Annotated in this window: 17 protein-coding genes; 4 read left to right on the top strand and 13 right to left on the bottom strand. The window is 37.2% G+C overall.

Translation table 11 applies throughout. From position 1 onward, the window contains the following. The first annotated feature begins 85 nt into the window (after nucleotides 1-85). On the top strand, nucleotides 86-898 hold the full coding sequence (locus LC814_RS09700) for an enoyl-ACP reductase FabI (RefSeq protein ID WP_226063733.1): 813 nt from the start codon (nucleotides 86-88) through the stop codon (nucleotides 896-898). Between the two features lie 57 nt (nucleotides 899-955). Here LC814_RS09700 and LC814_RS09695 read toward each other — a convergent pair whose 3' ends face one another. Then, nucleotides 956-2,299, bottom strand: coding sequence for a M28 family metallopeptidase (locus LC814_RS09695; protein WP_226063732.1), 1,344 nt, complete (start codon nucleotides 2,297-2,299; stop codon nucleotides 956-958). Then, on the bottom strand, nucleotides 2,296-3,327 hold the full coding sequence (locus LC814_RS09690; RefSeq protein WP_226063731.1) for a threonine aldolase family protein: 1,032 nt from the start codon (nucleotides 3,325-3,327) through the stop codon (nucleotides 2,296-2,298). The genes LC814_RS09695 and LC814_RS09690 overlap by 4 nt, the downstream gene beginning before the upstream one ends. Before the next feature lie 278 nt (nucleotides 3,328-3,605). On the opposite strand from LC814_RS09690, the gene LC814_RS09685 reads away from it, so the two are divergent. The 3 genes from LC814_RS09685 to LC814_RS09675 all read left to right on the top strand — a co-directional run bounded on the left by LC814_RS09685 (nucleotide 3,606) and on the right by LC814_RS09675 (nucleotide 6,373). Continuing rightward, a complete protein-coding gene (locus LC814_RS09685; protein ID WP_226063730.1) occupies nucleotides 3,606-4,259 on the top strand; it encodes a metal-dependent transcriptional regulator in 654 nt (217 codons plus the stop codon). 83 nt (nucleotides 4,260-4,342) lie between these two features. After that, the gene (gene pruA, locus LC814_RS09680) at nucleotides 4,343-5,968 is read left to right on the top strand and encodes an L-glutamate gamma-semialdehyde dehydrogenase (RefSeq protein WP_226063729.1); all 1,626 of its coding nucleotides are present in this window, start codon (nucleotides 4,343-4,345) and stop codon (nucleotides 5,966-5,968) included. A 162-nt stretch (nucleotides 5,969-6,130) separates the two neighbouring features. Beyond that, a complete protein-coding gene (locus LC814_RS09675; protein ID WP_226063728.1) occupies nucleotides 6,131-6,373 on the top strand; it encodes a YtxH domain-containing protein in 243 nt (80 codons plus the stop codon). Nucleotides 6,374-6,454: 81 nt separating this feature from the next. Here LC814_RS09675 and ypfJ read toward each other — a convergent pair whose 3' ends face one another. The 11 genes from ypfJ to LC814_RS09620 all read right to left on the bottom strand — a co-directional run bounded on the left by ypfJ (nucleotide 6,455) and on the right by LC814_RS09620 (nucleotide 19,736). After that, nucleotides 6,455-7,312 carry a KPN_02809 family neutral zinc metallopeptidase gene (gene ypfJ / locus LC814_RS09670; protein WP_226063727.1) on the bottom strand — a complete coding sequence of 286 codons (858 nt, stop codon included), beginning with the start codon at nucleotides 7,310-7,312 and terminating at the stop codon, nucleotides 6,455-6,457. Between the two features lie 32 nt (nucleotides 7,313-7,344). After that, nucleotides 7,345-9,423 (bottom strand): LTA synthase family protein, encoded by a 2,079-nt coding sequence (locus LC814_RS09665; RefSeq protein ID WP_226063726.1) that lies wholly within the window; start codon nucleotides 9,421-9,423, stop codon nucleotides 7,345-7,347. A gap of 59 nt (nucleotides 9,424-9,482) precedes the next feature. Then, nucleotides 9,483-9,965 carry a 6,7-dimethyl-8-ribityllumazine synthase gene (gene ribH / locus LC814_RS09660; RefSeq protein ID WP_226063725.1) on the bottom strand — a complete coding sequence of 161 codons (483 nt, stop codon included), beginning with the start codon at nucleotides 9,963-9,965 and terminating at the stop codon, nucleotides 9,483-9,485. A 12-nt stretch (nucleotides 9,966-9,977) separates the two neighbouring features. Continuing rightward, nucleotides 9,978-10,688 (bottom strand): YfgM family protein, encoded by a 711-nt coding sequence (locus LC814_RS09655; RefSeq protein WP_226063724.1) that lies wholly within the window; start codon nucleotides 10,686-10,688, stop codon nucleotides 9,978-9,980. A 122-nt stretch (nucleotides 10,689-10,810) separates the two neighbouring features. Continuing rightward, nucleotides 10,811-11,344 carry an adenine phosphoribosyltransferase gene (locus tag LC814_RS09650; RefSeq protein WP_226063723.1) on the bottom strand — a complete coding sequence of 178 codons (534 nt, stop codon included), beginning with the start codon at nucleotides 11,342-11,344 and terminating at the stop codon, nucleotides 10,811-10,813. A gap of 2 nt (nucleotides 11,345-11,346) precedes the next feature. Continuing rightward, on the bottom strand, nucleotides 11,347-12,552 hold the full coding sequence (locus LC814_RS09645) for a hypothetical protein (RefSeq protein ID WP_375373394.1): 1,206 nt from the start codon (nucleotides 12,550-12,552) through the stop codon (nucleotides 11,347-11,349). Nucleotides 12,553-12,628: 76 nt separating this feature from the next. After that, nucleotides 12,629-13,960, bottom strand: coding sequence for a quinol:cytochrome C oxidoreductase (locus tag LC814_RS09640; protein ID WP_226063722.1), 1,332 nt, complete (start codon nucleotides 13,958-13,960; stop codon nucleotides 12,629-12,631). 14 nt (nucleotides 13,961-13,974) lie between these two features. Continuing rightward, nucleotides 13,975-14,721, bottom strand: a complete 747-nt coding sequence (locus tag LC814_RS09635; protein WP_226063721.1) for a c-type cytochrome — start codon at nucleotides 14,719-14,721, stop codon at nucleotides 13,975-13,977. Further along, complete coding sequence (locus LC814_RS09630; RefSeq protein ID WP_226063720.1) at nucleotides 14,714-15,235, bottom strand: DUF3341 domain-containing protein; 522 nt, start codon at nucleotides 15,233-15,235, stop codon at nucleotides 14,714-14,716. The genes LC814_RS09635 and LC814_RS09630 overlap by 8 nt, the downstream gene beginning before the upstream one ends. Continuing rightward, nucleotides 15,222-16,622: an NrfD/PsrC family molybdoenzyme membrane anchor subunit gene (gene nrfD, locus LC814_RS09625; protein ID WP_226063719.1), complete on the bottom strand. Its 1,401-nt coding sequence runs from the start codon at nucleotides 16,620-16,622 to the stop codon at nucleotides 15,222-15,224. Before nrfD ends, LC814_RS09630 begins: the two co-directional genes overlap by 14 nt. Nucleotides 16,623-16,640: 18 nt before the next feature. Further along, nucleotides 16,641-19,736 (bottom strand): TAT-variant-translocated molybdopterin oxidoreductase, encoded by a 3,096-nt coding sequence (locus tag LC814_RS09620; protein ID WP_226063718.1) that lies wholly within the window; start codon nucleotides 19,734-19,736, stop codon nucleotides 16,641-16,643. Between the last annotated feature and the right edge of the window lie 18 nt (nucleotides 19,737-19,754).

Genomic DNA, 19,754 nt, shown 5'->3' with positions numbered 1-19,754 from the left:
GAAGAGAATCGTCGGATGGCGATTCTTTTTTTTATGCGTTAAACAACAAAAAATTTTTAAATTTGTCCTAAATAAAATTAAGATTATGTCATACGGATTATTAAAAGGTAAGAAAGGAATTATCTTCGGAGCCTTAAACGACCAATCCATCGCTTGGAAAGTTGCGGAAAGATGTCACGAAGAGGGCGCTGAATTTATCCTTTCTAATGCACCAATCGCCATGAGAATGGGGGAAATAGATGAGCTTGCGAAGAAAACAGGTTCAGATGTTATTGCTGCCGACGCTACTTCTGTGGAAGACTTAGATAAGCTATTTGCGCATGCAGAAGAGAAATATGGCAAAATCGATTTTATCCTTCACTCTATCGGAATGTCCGTAAATATTAGAAAAGGAAAATCATATACCGATCTTAATTATGATTTCTTAGAAAAAGGTTGGGATGTATCATCAGTTTCTTTTCATAAAGTAATGAAAGCTGCTTGGGATCGCGATATTATGAATGAATGGGGTTCAATTTTAGCCTTAACGTATATTGCTGCACAGCGCGTATTCCCCAATTACGGAGATATGGCAGACAATAAATCCTATCTTGAAAGTATTGCAAGAAGTTTCGGATATTATTGGGGCGACCGAAAAGTTCGTGTCAATACAATTTCTCAATCTCCTGTAATGACGAAAGCTGGTGCTGGTGTAAAAGGAATCAGTGGTTTCTTTAATTTTGCTGACAGCATGTCTCCGCTTGGGAATGCAGATGCAGTAGATTGTGCGAATTATTGCGTAAGCATGTTCTCTGATCTTACCAGAAAAGTAACCATGCAGAATCTCTTCCACGATGGTGGTTTCAGCAAAACTGGAGTTTCCCAAAGAATTGTTGATAAATTCGAGGATTTAGAATAAGTACAATTTTAATAAAAATATAAAATCCGTCTCGTTTATCAGCGAGACGGATTTTTTTTATCTTGAAACTTTGGGAACCACTGGCAAACTTTCGTTACCGCTTTGTGAAACGCTCTGCACTGCAAAAATGAAATTATCTTTGGAGAGCGGAACTGTATAAGAATTTTCAGTAGTGAAAATTTTATTGGTCCAAACAGAACTGTCGGTTTCCCGATACAAGATATTATATCCCTTGACTTTCCCGGAGGATGGTTTTTCCCACATCAGTTTTGTAGAATTAGAAAGCTCTTTAACATCCATTAATACATTGACTGGCGGCGGAGTTGATTTCGCCAAGTTGGCCATCACCGCAACATTTACAGCGGTATTTGTTTTTAGATAATCAAAGTCCATAAATTCAATTAAATCGCCGTACTTCTTATTGTTTTCTGTTCTGATATCCTGATGCTGATGATCATAGTTTTCGTAATAATCTGTTAAACGAACTGCAGTAAAGCCGTTATTTACGAAAGGAGTATGATCACCGCCTCGTAAAAAGCGGTCGTTTCTGTAAATTAATTTGATGTCGATATTCTTCACATATTTTTCTCCAATTTCTTTTACATATCTGGCTAACTGGCGTGCGTCTCCATCATTCTCTAATCCGAGACTGCGAATTTTTGCGGCATTTTTTTCAGTTTCAAAAGCTGATAAACCTTCGCTGAAAACTCTAAGTTTTGGAGTTCCGTCATTTTTATTTGCATCAAAGCTGTTGTTTCCAATCATATCATTATTCAAAACTGCTTGAATATCCCAATGATCTTCTTTGGCTTTGTCTGCTAACATGGTCGCACCCAAAAGCCCCTGCTCTTCGCCGCTTACCGCAACAAAAAGTATGGAGGTTGGGAATTTTGATTTACTCAAAACTCTGGCACTTTCTATCACTGCTGCAACACCACTTCCATCATCATTAGCGCCAGGGGCATAATCTGTGGAGTTCATTACATCTGAAACTCGAGAATCTAAGTGCCCTGAAATAATGATAATTCTCTTATCGTTGGGATCGGTTCCCTTTAAAAACGCTACTGCATTTCCCAGATTGGTAACTTTGCTTATTCGCTTTCCATCAGGCTGTAAATCTTCATTTTGAAGATAAACTTCCATTCGACCACCGGTATTTTCGGCGTACGTTCTGAATTTAGAAAGCACCCAACTTCTTGCGGCGCCAATACCTTTATCTTTATCAGTCGTAGAACTCATGGTATGTCGCGTTCCAAAACTTACAAGTTTTTGAATATTGGCCTTCAATGAATCTTTGCTTACCGAATTTACATATCCCAAAATTTCAGAATCTTTTTCCTTTTTCTGTGCATTTATGCCAACTGCAACCAAAAGGCTTAAAAAAATGATCGTTTTCTTCATTTTAAATTTTTTATTTCATTAATAAAATTTTCTATAATCTGATCCGTTGTCGCCCAGGATGTGATGATTCGGACGGCTGATTTTTCTTCATCTATCTTTTTCCAAACATAAAAATCAAAATTGGTGGAGAGCTTTTCGATTTGAGAATTTGTAAGAATAGGAAATATCTGATTGGTAAATGTTTCGCAAAGGAAATCGCTGCCTAATTGTCCAAAAGCATTCTTAATTTTCATGGCTTGTTGATTCGCATGTTTCGCAAGGTCAAAATATAGATCATCTCGGAGCAATTCCTGAAACTGAAGTCCGAGTAATCTGCCTTTTGCAAGCAAAGCTCCTTTTTGTTTTAAGTGAAAACCGAATTCTTTCTGCAAATTTTCATTATTAATGATTATTGCTTCTCCGATTAATGCGCCATTTTTCGTTCCACCGAGGTAAAAGGCATCCGTATATTTTCCGAAATCTTCTAAAGTTAAGTCGTTGGTTTCCGCCGTTAAAGCATGTCCTAAACGTGCACCGTCTACAAATAAATAAAGCTCTTTTTCCTGGCAATATTGGTATAAATCTATTAATTCCTGCTTAGAATAAATGGTTCCCAACTCCGTAGAATTTGAAATATAAACCAGTTTTTGTTTGACCTGATGTGGCTTATTCTGATGAACATCAATGATTTTCTGGATATCTACGGGCTTAATTTTACCATTTAAAGTTTCGATGGCATGCACTTTATGTCCAGTAGCTTCGATGGCACCACTTTCATTGGTGAAAATATGTCCTGTTGCAGCAGCAACAACACTTTCATGCGGACGTAAAAACGCGGAAATCGCGATCAAATTAGCTTGCGTGCCGCCAGAAACAAAATCAACGGTGGACGAATAATTGCCGATTTTTTGTTTAATAATGCTTTTTGCTTCGGTAGAATATTCATCTAAACCATAACCATTTTGTTGATTTAAATTAGATTTTATCAAAGCTTCCAAAATTCGTGGGTGAGCACTTTCGGCATAATCATTTTTAAAAGAATATTTCATAAATCAAATGTACACAAAAGGGTGAAAAAAACGAGAAATCCGGGTGAAAACACTTAGGGATTTAAAAAATAATGTTACACCTTTGATATTCAATTCCAGTCTAACCTAATTTATAACCTTTTCATATCATTTCTTTTAAGGTGTTTTTATAACCGAAGCATTATTTAAAAGAAGTATTTTTTTATTTCATTTTATGTATTTGAAAAGAAAGCGTGCAATCCTCAGCACGCTTTCATTATTTTATTATTGTTAGATTTGCATTACTAATTGTCTAACATATGATTTCACTCACGGAAGAAAATTATCTAAAGGCTATTTTCCATCTCCGAAAAGATGATAATACGGTGACTGTAAATGAATTAAGCAAATTTTTGAATGTGAAGATGCCCAGCGTCAATAACATGATGAAAAAGTTTGCACAAAAAGAATGGGTAATTTATGAAACCTATAAACCACTCATTATTACTCCCCAAGGAAACAAAGAAGCAGCTTTAATCGTTCGTAAACACCGATTGACCGAAATGTTTTTGGTCGAAAAAATGAATTTCGGGTGGGAAAACGTACACGAAATTGCAGAACAGCTGGAACACGTACATTCTGAAATGTTTTTCGATAAAATGGATGAATTGCTCCAGTTCCCGAAATTTGATCCGCACGGAGAGCCAATTCCCAATAAAGAAGGAAATATCATCTCTTTAGATTTAAAAAAACTAAGCGAATGTACTAAAGGTGAAAAGGTCACTTTCAGTGCGGTTACTGTTTCAGATGATAATTTTTTAAATTATCTGAATAGTAAAAAATTAGAATTGGGGAAAATCCTGAGGATTATAGAAATTGAAAAATATGATGAATCAATGACGATTGGCAAGGAAGACGGCAGCACTATTGCCCTAAGCAAGATGGTGTGTGAAAAAATGTTGGTAAAGGCTTAATTGCACTTTTCCGAATTTTGGAACATAGCTCTAAATCCCGTAACTTTGTAACAATCATAAAAATATCAATAAAAATTATAAATATGTCAAAAGCAATTTCGCAAGTTCCTTTCGCAATAAACGAGCCTGTAAGAAGCTATGAACCAGGGTCTTCAGAAGTTAAGTCTCTTATTTCCACCTATAAAGAAATGTGGAAAGAGAAAGTAAATATTCCAATGGTGATCAATGGAAAAGAGATTACAACTGGCGAAGAGGTAGTCATTAATTCTCCGCAGGATCATCAGCATAATTTGGGAGTTTACCACAAAGGAACCATGGACCACGTAGACCAAGCTATAAAAGCAGCTTTGGCTGCAAAGGAAAAGTGGAATAATTTAGGTTGGGAACAGCGCGCTGCAATTTTTCTGAAAGCTGCAGATTTAATTGCTGGCCCATACAGAGACCGACTTAATGCAGCAACCATGATCGGTCAGAGCAAGAACGTGCATCAGGCAGAAATTGATGCTTCATGTGAATTCATAGACTTTTTGAGGTTCAATGTGGAGTTTATGACAGAAATGTATAGCGAACAACCTATTTCTGATAACGGAATTTGGAACAGATCAGAATATCGGCCATTGGAAGGATTTTGTTTCGCGGTAACTCCGTTTAACTTTACAGCGATTGCCGGAAACTTACCAACTTGTATGGCAATGATGGGCAATGTAGTTGTTTGGAAACCATCTGACAAGCAGATTTATTCTGCAAAAGTAATTATGGATATCCTGATCGAAGCTGGTTTGCCCGCAGGTGTAATCAATATGATTTTCACTGACGGAAAAGAAACAGCTGAAAAAGTATTGGCACATCCAGATTTTGCAGGTCTTCATTTTACAGGATCTACGAAAGTATTCCAGAGCATGTGGAAAATGATGGGCGACAATATTCATCAATATAAAACCTATCCAAGAATTGTAGGGGAAACTGGTGGAAAAGATTTCATCATAGTTCATCCTTCTGCAAATGTTGACGCTGTTGCGACTGCAATTGTTCGTGGGGCTTTCGAATACCAAGGTCAAAAATGTTCAGCAGCTTCCCGCGCGTATATTCCACAGTCGCTTTGGGCAGATGTAAAAGCAGTTTTAGAGAAACAGATGAAAACCATTAAAGTAGGAAGTCCGGAAGATCCTTCTAACTTCGTGAATGCTGTTATTGATAAAAATTCTTTCGAAAAATGCAAAGGTTATATTGAAAGAGCAGAAAAATCAGCTGACGCTAAAGTGATTATTGGTGGTAAATGTGATGATAGTAAAGGATGGTTTGTAGAGCCAACCATTATTGAAACATCAAATCCAAAATACGAATCAGTTTGCGAAGAAATTTTCGGACCGATACTTTCGGTTTATGTTTATGAAGATAAAAACTGGAGTGAAACTTTAAAGCTAGTGGATGAAACTTCTCCATATTCATTAACAGGCGCTGTATTTTCCCAAGATCGTTACGCAATTGCTGAAGCGTACAAAGCATTGGAAAACGCTGCAGGTAACTTTTATATTAACGATAAGCCAACTGGAGCTGTTGTAGGACAGCAACCTTTTGGTGGTGCAAGAGCGTCGGGGACAAACGACAAAGCAGGTTCTAAAATGAATCTTTTACGTTGGGTTTCAGTTCGAAGTATTAAAGAAACGTTTGTATCTGCAAAAGATTATAAATATCCATATTTGGGATAGTAGTCCTATTTATCCTAAAAATCCACTCCAATTGGGGCGGATTTTTTAATTATGTAGATATTAACAAAACTTTAGCATTGCTCAAAATTGTTTGGCACAGAATTTACATATTAGCCTATATCAAATTAAATTTTATTCATTAAATCAATAAAAAATTAAGTTATGGGAACTAAGAAAAACGGCGTATTAGCATTATTAGGATTAGGAGCATTAGCATGGTGGAAATACAAAAATGCAAGTGCTGAAGATAAGCAAATGGTGAAAGACAAAGTAAACACTGCGAAAGACAATTTCAATCAGTGGGGAAATGACATCAAAACAAAAGCTTCGGATGTAGCTTCACAAGTTCAAGACAAAGTAAATCAAACGAAAGGTACGGTAGAAGATACCATGAACCAAAGCTAAGAACACAATTACATTCATATATTTTTTAAAACCACAGCGCTTTCGCACTGTGGTTTTTCTGTATACAAAGGTTTGTTTTGATTATTTAAGTAACGCATTGAAAGTATCACCCTGGCGAATATCACCTGTGTTATACCCTTTCATAAACCACTCTTTACGCTGTGCTGAACTTCCGTGGGTAAAGCCTTCCTGATTTACATATCCTTGTGAACGTTTCTGGATATTGTCGTCACCTACTGCTTCTGCGGCAGAAATTGCAGATTCAAGATCTCCAGGCTCTAAAAATTTCTCGCGGTTATCAGTCTGTCTTGCCCAAACACCCGCATAAAAATCGGCCTGCAATTCGGTAGCTACAGAAACTTTATTCATCTCCGCTTCAGAATATCTGCCACTTCTTCGTAACTCATCTACTTTTTGCGTAGTTCCTAAAAGTGTTTGTACGTGATGCCCGATTTCATGCGCCATCACATAAGCTATAGAAAACTCTGTCACCTGTGCGCCGAACCGTTGCTCTAGTTCTTTAAAGAAACTCATGTCCATATAAACTGTTTGGTCGGCAGGACAATAAAAAGGACCCATCGCTGCCTGCGCGGTTCCACATCCAGATTGGGTTACATTTTCAAACATTACCACTTTTGCAGGATCGTACTGCATTTCATTTTCTTTAAATATTTTTGTCCAGGTTTGTTCATTTTCTGCAGTAACCATTTGTACGAATTCCCGAACTTTTAATTCAGCCGGAGTTAGATCCCGCTGTTCTGTTGCCGGACCTGCACTTCCCATACCGGAAGATAAAATGGCAGATGGATCACCACCCAAAAAAAATATGATTGCTGCAATGATCAGTGTTCCTAAACCACCACCCACGAGCATACCGCCACCGCCGCCGGAACCGCGTCTGTCGTCAACATTGCCACTTCTGTCATTTGTCCATTTCATATCTGAATCTTTTGCTAAAATTACAAAAAATATTATTTATTGAGTTTATTTTCTTTTAACCAAAAAGAAACACTTTGGTAAGCTGAGATACAATCTTCTACCAAACTGGTTTGAGGTTTACTAACAAGTTTTTCATCGTAAAACAGTTTAAAATTCTCCGGTAAATCGGATTTTTGCAAGCTTAAAGAATATTGTTTCACTTTTTTGGTCGGCGAAATTACCGTTAGATAATTGTCTTTTATAAAACCTAAATCCTGATAAGTTGCGATGTAAGCTTTGGGCTGAAATTGCGCGCTGAAAATATTCTGACCTAAAAACTTTGATTCATAATTAAAGTTTAAAAGTCCAAAAAGTGTCGGCATTACATCAATTTGGGACATTGTTTGGTGAAATTTCTGGGGCTCAATAAAACCTTCTGAAAAGACGATTCCCGGAATACGGTATTTGTCCATCGGCAATTCTGTTTTCCCTGCACTTGATGCACAATGATCTGCAACAATTACGAAAACCGTATTTTTATACCAAGCCTCTTTCTTTGCCATTTCGAAAAATTTACGCAAGGCATAATCTGTATACTTCACACCACCATCGCGAGATTTGGCAGTCCCCGGAATATCAATCCTTCCTTCGGGATAAGTAAAAGGGCGGTGATTGGAAACGGTCATCCAATGATGGAAAAAAGGTTTTCCGGTTTTAGCATCCTGGTTCATTTCCTGCACTGCTTTTTTCGCCATATCTTCATCTGAAACTCCCCAAACATTGGCAAAAGTAATTTCTTCCGGATTAAAGTTATTCCGATCTATAATTTCGTAGCCATTTCCTTTATAAAAATCCTCCATATTATCAAAATAACTGTATCCTCCGTAGAGAAATTTCACATGATACCCTTTGGATTTGAAGACGCTTCCCGTTGTGAATTTATTTTTATTATTTTTTCTTTTTACCACACTTTCTCCAGCCGTAGGCGGAATACATAAAGTTAAAGCTTCAAGTCCCCGAACGGTACGGTTTCCAGTGGCATAAAGGTTTGTAAACATTAAAGATTTATCCGCCAAACTGTCGAGGAAAGGCATTATTTGTTGTTGATTGCCATAATGTTCGAGAAATTCTGCTGAGAGACTTTCCACTGAAATTAAGACGACATTCTTGTGCAATTCTGGACCGTTTGAAGTAATATTTCTTACCAAAGATGGCGGTTGAAATTGTTTCAAAAAGTTACTTTCAGCAACTTGCTGATTCATTGTTGGATAAAACTGAAAATAATCTAATTCATTTTGGGTAAATGCATGATAAAATTTAGGAAAACCGTTTGCCTGAATTTCTGCAGCGAAGGTATTATCACTTTTTATTTTACCCAACTGCGGAATCATGAATAAACTGATTGCCGCCAATACGATAAAAGATACAAGAAGAATTAATTTTTGTTTAAAATTAGGAAGCGTGAGTAATTCATCACGTGTTTTTTTGTAAATAAACCAAGTGATGATTACGGACAGTGTCAGAATTCCGGTAAATAGAGGAATTATAGGATAACTTTCCATAATATTCCCGATGACTTCATTGGTGTAAATTAAGTAATCAACCGCGATAAAATTATATCGAACACCGAATTCATTCCAAAAAAAATATTCGCTAACCGCATTGAAAATGATGAGCAAAACATAGAGGAAAATGGTAATGAAATATAAAATATTTCGAATCCGAAGTCTTTGCGTAGGAAGAAAAAGCATTAAGCCAAATAATGCCATCTTCAACCCGATAAAAATCATTGCAACTTCGGGAAAAGAACCACCATATTGTTTGAAAATATTTCCTGGAACAAAGGCAGTATATAAAAATGAAATAACAAAAAATCCGAAAATAATATATCCGTAGGGGTTTTTATATTTTGAATTCGATAAAAACAGTAAGTAAATTGCTAAAATACTGCTCGCTAAAATAAAAACAAAGACATCACTTAATGCGCCGACGAATAGAATTTTTAAGCTTTGAAAAAAACCAAATTCGACGGTAGTAATTGGATGAAAAATAAATACAACTCTTAAAATCAGGGACAAAAGACCATAGAAAAGCCCCAAATACAAATAAGGTTTTAGTTTTGATGCGTACATAATCGTATTTTTTTTGACTTAAGAGTCTGGTTTTTTAAAAGGTATAAAAGCGGTAACTTCTATAAATCCTTTTTGAAAGCAATCATGTGCAGCGCGGTAACAGCAGCTTCGACGCCTTTGTTCCCTAATTCGCCTCCGCTTCTCGCGATCGATTGTTCTTTTGTATCATCGGTTAAAAGGCAGAAGATGGTAGGAACATTGGTTAAAATATTGCAGTCTTTAATGCCTTGGGCTACCGCTGAACATACATAGTCAAAGTGTGGTGTTTCACCTCTTATCACGCACCCAATAGCAATGACTGCATCAAAATAATCTGTTTTGCAAAGTTGCATAGAAGCGTAATTGAGTTCAAAAGCGCCAGGAACATTGAAAATTTTAATATGTTCTTCTTTTACTCCTTCTTTTATAAGCGTTTGTATAGCGCCATCGCGTAAATTATTAGTTACGAAATCATTCCATTCGGAAACAACAATGCCAATTCTAAAAGAACTGGCATCGTTGATCTGCAATGGTTGATAATCTGAAAGATTTACAGTTGCCATTTTTATAATTTTTTAGTAATATTTAACCATTTCGATATACGCGTCCGACATTCCGTTATCGTAATCTTCATATTTTTCTTCAATCGTAGAAAAGTATTTTTTAGCCTCTGCATTTTTCTTCATTGCCAATGCTAAAGTTCCGGCTTTTCTTGTGAAATAATACTTGGTATAAGGATCATCTGAAGCAGCTATTGCTTTATCAATAAGCGATAATGCCTCGTCATTTTTATTTAAATTTGACTGACAATCTGCCATTGCGCCAAATTTCAAAGATGTTAAAATATCGCTATCGCTAGAAAACTCATCAAGTAAATCGTAAGCTTCCTGAAATTTACCTTCCTTAAATTTTATAAGTCCCGCATTGTACGCAGATAATTTCCCTACTTCGGTTTCCGAGTAGTTTTTGTATGTTCCTAAATATCCAGGATTTGCAGCACTTTTACCACCTAACGCCAAATCATCCTTACCTTCAGCAAGATTTTTCTGAGCAGATAAATAGCTTAAAGTAGCTTCCTCATTTCGAGGCTCTACATAAAATTGTTTGTAGGCAAAAAACCCTAAAACGGCTATCACTAAAGCACCAAAAATAATGGCTAAAAGTTTCGCATTTTTTTCCAGAAATCTTTCGGTATCCAGGGCACCGCGGTCTAAATCTTTAAAAACTTCTACCGTTTCCTTCCCTTCCATATCTTTCTTACTGGTGTGAGGTCTCTGTTTTGCCATAATTTTAATAAAAATTGAAGTGCAAATTTAACTGTTTTTGAGCGATATACAAAATTAAGTTTTCAAAAAAAAGATTTCTGATAATTGATCTCGATTTGAAATATTTCGGCAGGAAATATATTTTAATAACTTAAGATCTGATGAACTTCCGCATTGAATTTATTAAGGCGTTCTTCACCTCCTAATTCCTTCAGAGCAATTAAAAAACTAAATTGGGAAACTATGGCTCCCTGTTTCTGAACTAATAGGGCTGCAGCTTCTGTTGTGCCTCCTGTTGCTAATAAATCGTCGTGAATGAGAACTCTTTGTCCGTGTTTTAGTTGGCCTGTTCGCATTTCTATTTCCGCTGAGCCATATTCCAGGTCATATTTCTGCCCAACAAATGGCGGTGGTAATTTTCCTTTTTTTCGAATTAAAATAAAAGGAACATCTAATGCGACCGCAATTGCGATTCCAAACAAATAACCGCGGCTTTCAATTCCGCAAACCACATCTATTTTGTCCCGACTGAATGCCGCCAAATCCTTGATGACATCTTTGTATAACTGGGGATTGAGAAAGATAGGCGTTATATCTTTGAACTGAATTCCTTCTTTGGGGAAATCCGGAATATTTTCAATGGTACTTTCTAATTCGTGAACTAACTTTTGATTCATTCTTAATTTATTTTATAGCTGGAGATCTTCCAATTTCCATTGGTGTTTTTCAGACCGAAAGTCACCTGAATTGCCGTTGTTTTGCCCTCTTTATCAATAATGTCATAGGTTGCATTTACACTTGCCGTATTCGCGCTAACGGAATTGGTCGACATATTTTTTACATTCACGCCTTTCACACCACCAAAACCGGAAGTAGGATTTGAAAATTGATCATAAGAACCCCAAGCCGGATTATCGGCAGTATCATAAGCGCCCTTTAAATTTTGAGAGGAAAGATTATTGAGGAATTTGGAAACGGTTGCTTTCGGGTCTCCCGCAGAAGAAACTGGTTTGTCTGTAGATGGAACATCTGTAATATCAGTCGGTACAGTAGGAATATCTGTATCGGGATTTGCCGGATTTTTATCAGGATCGCCTGGCGGCATGAGTAAAGCTTTTGGGTTTACGTCAACACCCACTTTAGTCATTTTAAATGTTTTCTTCGTCGTTTTTATTGAAACCGTGATATCAATCTGATTATTAACTATTTTCTGAGAAGGCAGAGAAGCAAACCTCAAAGTGAAACCTTTAAAATTATTGTCTTGCATTAGATTCTTAGACTGCAAAACTCTTGCGCCACCGCTGAAAACTTCTAGAACCGCTTCTAATCCAGCACCTGAAAAATCGGCTTCTTTTCCGGTATTATCTAAAAGACGAGGGACAATCTGTATGGATTGCGCACCTAAAATTTCACTATTTCCGAGCGGATTTACTGAAAGACTTAGGGAACTCGCTGAAACATCATTTGGGTCGGATTCCTTTGCAAGCTCAGTTCCAAATATATTCATTTCACCCAGAGATGGCGGACCTGAACTTGACCATTCAATCCCGTTGTTTTGCGCAACTTTATCAGCTAACGCGAAAATTTCCGGAACTTTTTTACCATTGATCATCTTTCCCAAGGCCGTGAGTTCATTTTGAGCACCTTCCGCTTCCACACCAAAAGTTTTAATGATGTACAATGCTTCACTAAACTTAACTTGCTGTAATGTGTTTAAATTAGTCGCCAAATCATTAATACTTGACTGCAAGGTTTTTGTTGAAGTCGCATCTACAGTAGTTTTTTTACAACTGACGAGAAGAAAAAAGAAAATCAAAATGAAGATAGAATTATTCCTAATCATTTTTAAATGAGATGAAATAATGGTCGGAATTTTTGAAATCATCGGGGTTGGGTTTATAACAAATTTATAAAAAAATCCCGACAAAAGCCGGGATTAGATTTTTATGTGAAATCACAATCTAGAAAGGATATTCATAAATTTTTGATTCGTGTAAGAACGGATTTCCTACTGGAATTAATTTCAACTTAGATAGTGTTGTAAATACCACGAAGATGAAGGCACCCAATCCAAACAATACTGCTCCAGCATTTGTTAACAATCCGGTGATATTCTCCCAATAAGGACCTACTGATCCTGGCATTACCATATTGTAGTAGACCAGCCACTGGCCACAGATAACAATTGCTGCCATGGTCGCCATTACGGTATAATTTCTCTTAATACTTGAACTCACCATGACCGATAAAGGAATTGCAAAGTTTAAAACTAAAATTAACCAGAATGCCCAACCGTAATATTCAAATCTACCATAAAAATAGTTGACCTCTTCCGGAATATTTGCGTACCAATAAAGCATAAACTGCGCGAACCAAGTATAGGTCCAGAGCATGCTTAAGGCAAATAAATAAACGCCTAAATCGTGTAAGTGATTATCATTAAACTGTGGTAGAAAACCTTTTTTCTTTAGGTAAACACTGATCAATAATATGATTGCAACGGAACTTGCCCAAGCACTAACCATCGCATACCAAATATACATGGTGGAATACCAGTGTGGATCAATAGACATCAACCAATCCCACGCCCAAGCGGCAGAGCAGAATCCGAAAAATGCGATATACCCAATGTTCCAAGTGTAGTAGTTCGCATAAACTTTTCTACTTTTCGTCTCGTCAACTTTTTTAGAGATACTTCTTAATTTCCAGGAAAAGAAAGAAGCTCCAATTACGTAGAATAGGGTTCTAAATACATAGAAAGGAATATTTAAGAACGTTTTCTTTTCAAAAAGAATTGGATCAAAATGTGCGTTGTTTGGATCTGTTAATTCCGGATCCATCCAGTGAAATAAATGACCGATATGCGTAACATTTAACAGCATGATAATAATAATCAAGGCGCCGGCAAATGGTATAAAAGAAGCAATTGCCTCCATTACTCTAAAGATAATAATAGACCAACCTGCGTGTGAGGCATTTTGAATGGCGTAAAAGAATAATGCACAACAGCTTAATGCAAAAAGGAATACCGAAACAGTATGAATTGCTGCTAATGGCTGATTTTTAAACTGCATTGTTGCATGCTCTAAATGTGCAGCCTCATCTTGAGGACCAACCAATTCACTGGAATTTAGGGGAGCAGTATTTCCGCCGGCATGAACTTGTTCCATCATGTGCCCTATCTGCGCCTCATCTGTTCCATGATTCATAAAGTAACCAGCTCCAAAAAGAACTAATCCCAGAACAATGAATATGATTGAATATAATCTTAATTTGGGTGAAAAACTATACATTTTATTACTCTTTTTTATTTTTTAGGACTCGTAGTAGGTTCTGATGCCGGCACTTCCGCATCTGTTGGAGCAGGTGTTGCCATAGTTGTTGCAGCTGCTACAGCAGGTGTTGACGTTGCTGCTGCAGGCATAGTACCGCCTTTAAATGCATTCATAATATAAAGTGCAACTCTCCATCGATCACCAGGTTTTAACTGACCCGCGTAAGAACCCATGGAGTTTCTACCATGTGTTAAAACATAATGAACAGATCCTATTGTAATTTCTCTATCTGCATACTTAGGAACACCAGCATAAGCGCCACTTACAACAATTGGTCCTTGACCATCACCCGCTTCACCATGACAAGCAGCACAGGTTTGGTTGTAATATAATTTACCTTTTTCAAGATCTTTTGCCTGGTTTGTTGCGTCTAAAGGAGAATTGGTTATCAATTTTGAAGCATCATAACCATCATTGTATTCCTGCGGAGTCATGGCTTTGTTTGCCGCTTCATCAGCGATTCCCTCTGGGTTTTGTGAAACAGTTCCATCAACAGGACGTAAACCGGTCGCGCCGTTATTATTTACAAAGGCAGGAATGGTGTTAGCATGGTCTGAATAGGCATCTTGAGCTTTCGCCAAAGGATCGTATGCTACAGGAAAGTACATATCAGGAAAATAAACCAAAGGCGGATTTTTATCGCTGCAAGAACTTAAGGTAATTGCTGCACATCCTAAGATCGCTGTAACTTTAAATATATTCTTTATCATCTTAAGCATCTTTTACAGTTATTTCTTCAACTCCGGTATCAATCAGAATTTGTTTTACTGCATCTACATTATCTGTAACAAATTCCATCATAAATTTATCATCAGTCGTACGTGGATCAGGATTCTGAGGCGGACAACCAGGATACATTTTATTTCTCACCAAAAAGGTAAGTGACATCATGTGTGCGGCACAGAAAACCATTAGTTCAAACATAGGAACAACGAAAGCTGGCATATTTTCACCCCACGTAAATGAGGGTTTACCACCAATATTCATTGGCCAGTCATGATTCATGGTATACCATGTTACCAAAATACCAATCGTTAATCCATATACTGCATAAATAAAAGCAGCATCAGAAATTCTTGTCTTTCTTAAACCTAAAGCTTTGTCTAGCCCATGAACCGGAAAAGGAGTATAGACTTCAGCAATCGCGATCCCTTTGTCATTGAAAGCTTTTACACCCTCTAACAAATCATCGTCGTCGGCATACATACCGTATATTCTTTTAGTGGTGCTCATCTTCTTCTTCTTTTGCTTTATAAGTTTCACCTGAAATTTTCAAGATTGTCTTCAATTCCGCTTGTGCAATTACTGGGAATGTTCTGGCGTAGGCTAAAAACAGTACTCCAAAAAATCCTATTGTTCCTAAAAACACTCCAACATCAATAATTGATGGTTTAAACATCGTCCAAGAACTTGGCAAATAATCTCTCGCGATATTGATAACAATGATATCAAATCTTTCGAACCACATTCCAATATTAATGATTAGAGCAATAATAAAGGTTGCCATAATATTTGTTCTCACTTTCTTGAACCAGAATAAGGCTGGGACAACTAAGTTACAAATAATCAAGGCCCAAAACGCCCACCAGTAAGGTCCTGTTGCTGCTCCTGGAGATAGGTATGTAAAGTCTTCATATCTTGAACCAGAGTACCAAGCGATAAAGTATTCAGTTGCGTAAGCTACTGTTACCATACCACCAGTTACGATAATTACGATGTTCATAATTTCGATATGGTACATGGTAATATAATCTTCCAGATGCGCTACTTTTCTCGCTACTAATAATAGTGTTTGTACCATCGCAAATCCAGAGAAAACTGCTCCAGCCACAAAGTATGGTGGATAAATTGTTGAGTGCCAACCTTTAATTACGGAAGTTGCAAAGTCAAAAGATACCGTGGTGTGTACCGAGAATACCAATGGAGTTGCTAAACCTGCCAATACCAAAGATAATTCTTCGAAACGCTGCCAGTGTTTTGCTTTACCACCCCAACCGAATGCAAGGAAAGTATAGATTCTTTTGGTCCATGGTGTTTTTGCACGGTCACGAATCATCGCGAAGTCAGGAATTAATCCCATAAACCAGAAAACAGTGGATACCGAGAAATAGGTTGAAATCGCAAATACATCCCAAAGTAGTGGCGAGTTAAAGTTGGTCCAAAGTGAACCAAACTGGTTTGGCAAAGGGAAAACCCAATATCCAACCCAAACTCTACCCATGTGAATCACGGGGAAAATAGCTGCCTGTACTACCGCGAAGATGGTCATCGCCTCAGCAGAACGGTTAACAGACATTCTCCATCTCTGTCTAAATAATAATAGTACAGCGGAAATTAGTGTTCCTGCGTGACCGATACCTACCCACCATACAAAGTTGGTAATATCCCAACCCCAGTTATTGGTTCGGTTAAGTCCCCAAGCACCGATACCGGTACCGATGGTGTATGCTATACAACCAAATCCGTAGACGAAGAGAGCTAATGCGATCCAGAATGAAACCCACCATAATTTGCCTGCTCGTTCTTCTATAGGTCTGGCGATATCTTCCGAGATATCGTGATAAGTCTTGTGACCAATAATTAAAGGTTCCCTTATCGGAGCTTCGTAATGTCCTGACATTTTTTACCTATTTATTATTTAAACATTATTTTCTTTTCTGTTTCTCACTTTGGTGTGGTAGAATACATTGGGTTTTGTACCAATTTCTTCCAGCAAAGTATACTTTCTGTTGGTGCTGAACAATGCACGAACTTCCGAGTTCTTGTCATTCATATCACCAAACGTGAAGGCTCCTGTAGGACAAGCATTTGAACAAGCGGTCGCGAATTCACCATCTTTAACAACTCTTCCTTCTTTTTTGGCTTCCAGAATTACGTTCTGTGTCATTTGAATACACATTGAACATTTTTCCATCACCCCTCTTGTTCTTACAACAACGTCAGGATTTAAGACCATTCTTCCTAAATCATTATTTTGATTGTAGTTGAATTTATCATTAAGGTTATAAGTAAACCAGTTGAAACGTCTTACTTTATAAGGACAGTTATTTGCACAATATCTTGTACCAATACATCTGTTATAAGCCATTTGATTTTGACCTTGCTTCCCGTGAGAAGTTGCTGCCACAGGACAAACAGTTTCACATGGTGCATGGTTACAATGCTGACACATTACCGGTTGGAAAATAACATCTGGATTGGTCGCAGGATGGTTTAAGATCCCACTTTCTCTATCCATGAAATGACCATACATTCCAGGTACATCAAGATCTGCTGCTACTGCTTCTGCCTGTGAAAGTTTGCTGTCTTTATTCGTATCAATATCAGCAGGAATATCGGTTGTATAGTAACGGTCAATTCTTAACCAGAACATATCTCTAGACATTCTTACTTCATCTTTACCAACAACAGGAATGTTATTTTCTGCCTGACAAGCAATGATACAAGCCCCACATCCGATACATGAATTTAAGTCAACTGATAAGTTAAAGTGTGGACCATCAGTATCATCAAACGCATCCCAAAGATCAATTTTACCAGCTGGTAAAGCACCTCCGATGGTATGATATTCTAATGGTTTGTTCCATCCTAATTTTTCGTCGTCGAATTTTACGTTTAAGAAGGTATCCAAAGAAACTTCTCTTGCGATTTCGTAACGACCCATTAACGTATTTTGAAGCTGCATGCCCGCAAATTCATGCGATCCACCAGTTTTTTCAATTTTTATATTTGACAGTACTAAATTATTACCGTCAAAAATAGGGTAAGCATTCACTCCAGTTTCAGCCACTGTGCCAGAATTCTTCTTACCATAACCTAAAGCAAGTCCTATGGAACCATCAGCTTGACCAGGTTGAATATATACAGGAACGTCTTTCAGTGTTACTCCATTTACAGTAAGATTTACTACTGAGCCATCCAACTGCATTCTACCATTAAGATCATTATCGAGTCCTAATCTAGCTGCATCTTTAGGTGAAACCGTTAAGTAATTATCCCAAGTCATACGGGTAATTGGATCTGGCATTTCTTGCAACCAAGGGTTATTGGCTTGTGTACCGTCTCCTAAAGCAGTTGTAGTATACAATACCAATTCTAAATCAGAAGCTTTAAAACCTCCCAATTCACTAATTGCCTGCTGTGCATTTCCACCTGAATAACTTAAAGATGCTGTATTTCCACCGGCAATAATACCGTTATAAAGTGCTTTGTTAAAAGTAGTAGAACCTAATAAAGTTGCAGAATTAGCTTTTAAATAATCATAATAATTATTAGCCTCATTTCCCTTACCGTTCATCCAAACCAATAGTGATTCTTCAATCTGTCTCGATTTAAAGATTTTTTGAATAGTAGGCTGCATTAATGTATAAATTCCGGTCTGTGGCGTTAAATCTCCCCAAGACTCTAACCAGTTTGCTACTGGAATCACAGCTTTCGCTGCTTTATACATTTCATTTTTCTTATCAGCAATAGCGACTACGCAAGGTACTCTACCTAAAGCTTTTCTGAAATCTTCTCCTTTATTATTAGAATAGATCGGGTTTACATTATTGGCGATTAAAACACCAATTTGACCTGAATCTAACCATTTTAAAAATTCTTGATATCTCGCACCGTCAAATTCTTTAAGCATATTTGCTTTGCCAGTAAATGCGGTAGATCCTAATTTTTGATTGATTAAATGTGCTAAAACATGTGCTGCTTTAGATCCATCTGCAAAAACAACTGCTTTGCTTCCTTTTGCCTGTAATTCTTTAACGATTTCTCCAGCTTCTTTGCTTACACTACCGCCGTTAAGACCATTATAAACTTCTACTAAAACTTTATTTACAGCACTTGGTTTCAATCGAATCCTAGAATCGGCATTTGCACCAGTCAAAGTCATGTTAGATTCCACTTGTATGTGTCTCAACATATCTGGACCTGGCTTTCTTGCCAATGCGTAAGAACTATCTAAACCTCCACCATTAAAATCTCCTAAGAAATCTGCCTGGAAAGAAACAACTAATTGCGTGTTTGATAAATCATAAACTGGCAAAAATCTTTGTCCGAAAACTTCTTGTGCAGCATCTAAACCTGCGTTGTAAGTCATCGCATCGTAAATGACCAACTCGGCAGTTGGATATTTAACTTTAAAATCTGCGAATAATTTTTTGAAAGTTGGCGAGGCGTAAGAATGCGATAATACGACGATTTTTTTGCTAAATCCTTGCGCATCAGCGAGACCTTTTAAAACGAAATCATCAACTTTATCAAAAGTTTCATCTTTTCCGTTTAGTTTTGGCTGTTTTACTTTATCATTATCATAAAGTGAAAGTATAGCTGCCTGAGCTCTTGCACTAGTTTTACCTAAAGTACCTGCTAAAGGATTTGGTTCAATTTTAATAGGACGACCTTCTCTGGTTTTTACTAAAACACTTGCAAAATCAAATCCATCAAAATATGTACTTGCATAATAATTAGGAATACCGGGAATAATTTCGTGCGGTTTCACCACATACGGAATTGATTTAATCACCGGTGCCTCACACGCAGCCAATGTAACAGCCGCGGTAGAAAAACCTAAAAGTTTTAGGAAATCTCTACGTGAAGTTCCTGATCCAGTCGATTGAGCAGTACCTAAAACTTCGTCTACCGGAATTTCAGTCTGAAATTCTTTTGCAGCCAACTTACCGTTTAAGGTAGGATCTTTCAGTTCTTGAATACTTCTGAATTGTATTTTATTTGAAGCCATTGATACTTCTAATTTTTG

The organism is Kaistella polysaccharea, assembly GCF_020410745.1.
GTDB classification, from domain to species: domain Bacteria; phylum Bacteroidota; class Bacteroidia; order Flavobacteriales; family Weeksellaceae; genus Kaistella; species Kaistella polysaccharea.
Note: the sequence above shows the minus strand (reverse complement) of the source record. Positions and strands in the feature narration are given on the sequence as shown.

What these genes read in the sequence shown, in the direction of transcription:
- LC814_RS09700 (WP_226063733.1), top strand. Translation starts at nt 86, where the DNA reads ATGTCATACGGATTATTAAAAGGTAAGAAAGGAATTATCTTCGGAGCC.
- LC814_RS09695 (WP_226063732.1), bottom strand. Translation starts at nt 2,299, where the DNA reads ATGAAGAAAACGATCATTTTTTTAAGCCTTTTGGTTGCAGTTGGCATA.
- LC814_RS09690 (WP_226063731.1), bottom strand. Translation starts at nt 3,327, where the DNA reads ATGAAATATTCTTTTAAAAATGATTATGCCGAAAGTGCTCACCCACGA.
- LC814_RS09685 (WP_226063730.1), top strand. Translation starts at nt 3,606, where the DNA reads ATGATTTCACTCACGGAAGAAAATTATCTAAAGGCTATTTTCCATCTC.
- pruA (WP_226063729.1), top strand. Translation starts at nt 4,343, where the DNA reads ATGTCAAAAGCAATTTCGCAAGTTCCTTTCGCAATAAACGAGCCTGTA.
- LC814_RS09675 (WP_226063728.1), top strand. Translation starts at nt 6,131, where the DNA reads ATGGGAACTAAGAAAAACGGCGTATTAGCATTATTAGGATTAGGAGCA.
- ypfJ (WP_226063727.1), bottom strand. Translation starts at nt 7,312, where the DNA reads ATGAAATGGACAAATGACAGAAGTGGCAATGTTGACGACAGACGCGGT.
- LC814_RS09665 (WP_226063726.1), bottom strand. Translation starts at nt 9,423, where the DNA reads ATGTACGCATCAAAACTAAAACCTTATTTGTATTTGGGGCTTTTCTAT.
- ribH (WP_226063725.1), bottom strand. Translation starts at nt 9,965, where the DNA reads ATGGCAACTGTAAATCTTTCAGATTATCAACCATTGCAGATCAACGAT.
- LC814_RS09655 (WP_226063724.1), bottom strand. Translation starts at nt 10,688, where the DNA reads ATGGCAAAACAGAGACCTCACACCAGTAAGAAAGATATGGAAGGGAAG.
- LC814_RS09650 (WP_226063723.1), bottom strand. Translation starts at nt 11,344, where the DNA reads ATGAATCAAAAGTTAGTTCACGAATTAGAAAGTACCATTGAAAATATT.
- LC814_RS09645 (WP_375373394.1), bottom strand. Translation starts at nt 12,552, where the DNA reads ATGATTTCAAAAATTCCGACCATTATTTCATCTCATTTAAAAATGATT.
- LC814_RS09640 (WP_226063722.1), bottom strand. Translation starts at nt 13,960, where the DNA reads ATGTATAGTTTTTCACCCAAATTAAGATTATATTCAATCATATTCATT.
- LC814_RS09635 (WP_226063721.1), bottom strand. Translation starts at nt 14,721, where the DNA reads ATGCTTAAGATGATAAAGAATATATTTAAAGTTACAGCGATCTTAGGA.
- LC814_RS09630 (WP_226063720.1), bottom strand. Translation starts at nt 15,235, where the DNA reads ATGAGCACCACTAAAAGAATATACGGTATGTATGCCGACGACGATGAT.
- nrfD (WP_226063719.1), bottom strand. Translation starts at nt 16,622, where the DNA reads ATGTCAGGACATTACGAAGCTCCGATAAGGGAACCTTTAATTATTGGT.
- LC814_RS09620 (WP_226063718.1), bottom strand. Translation starts at nt 19,736, where the DNA reads ATGGCTTCAAATAAAATACAATTCAGAAGTATTCAAGAACTGAAAGAT.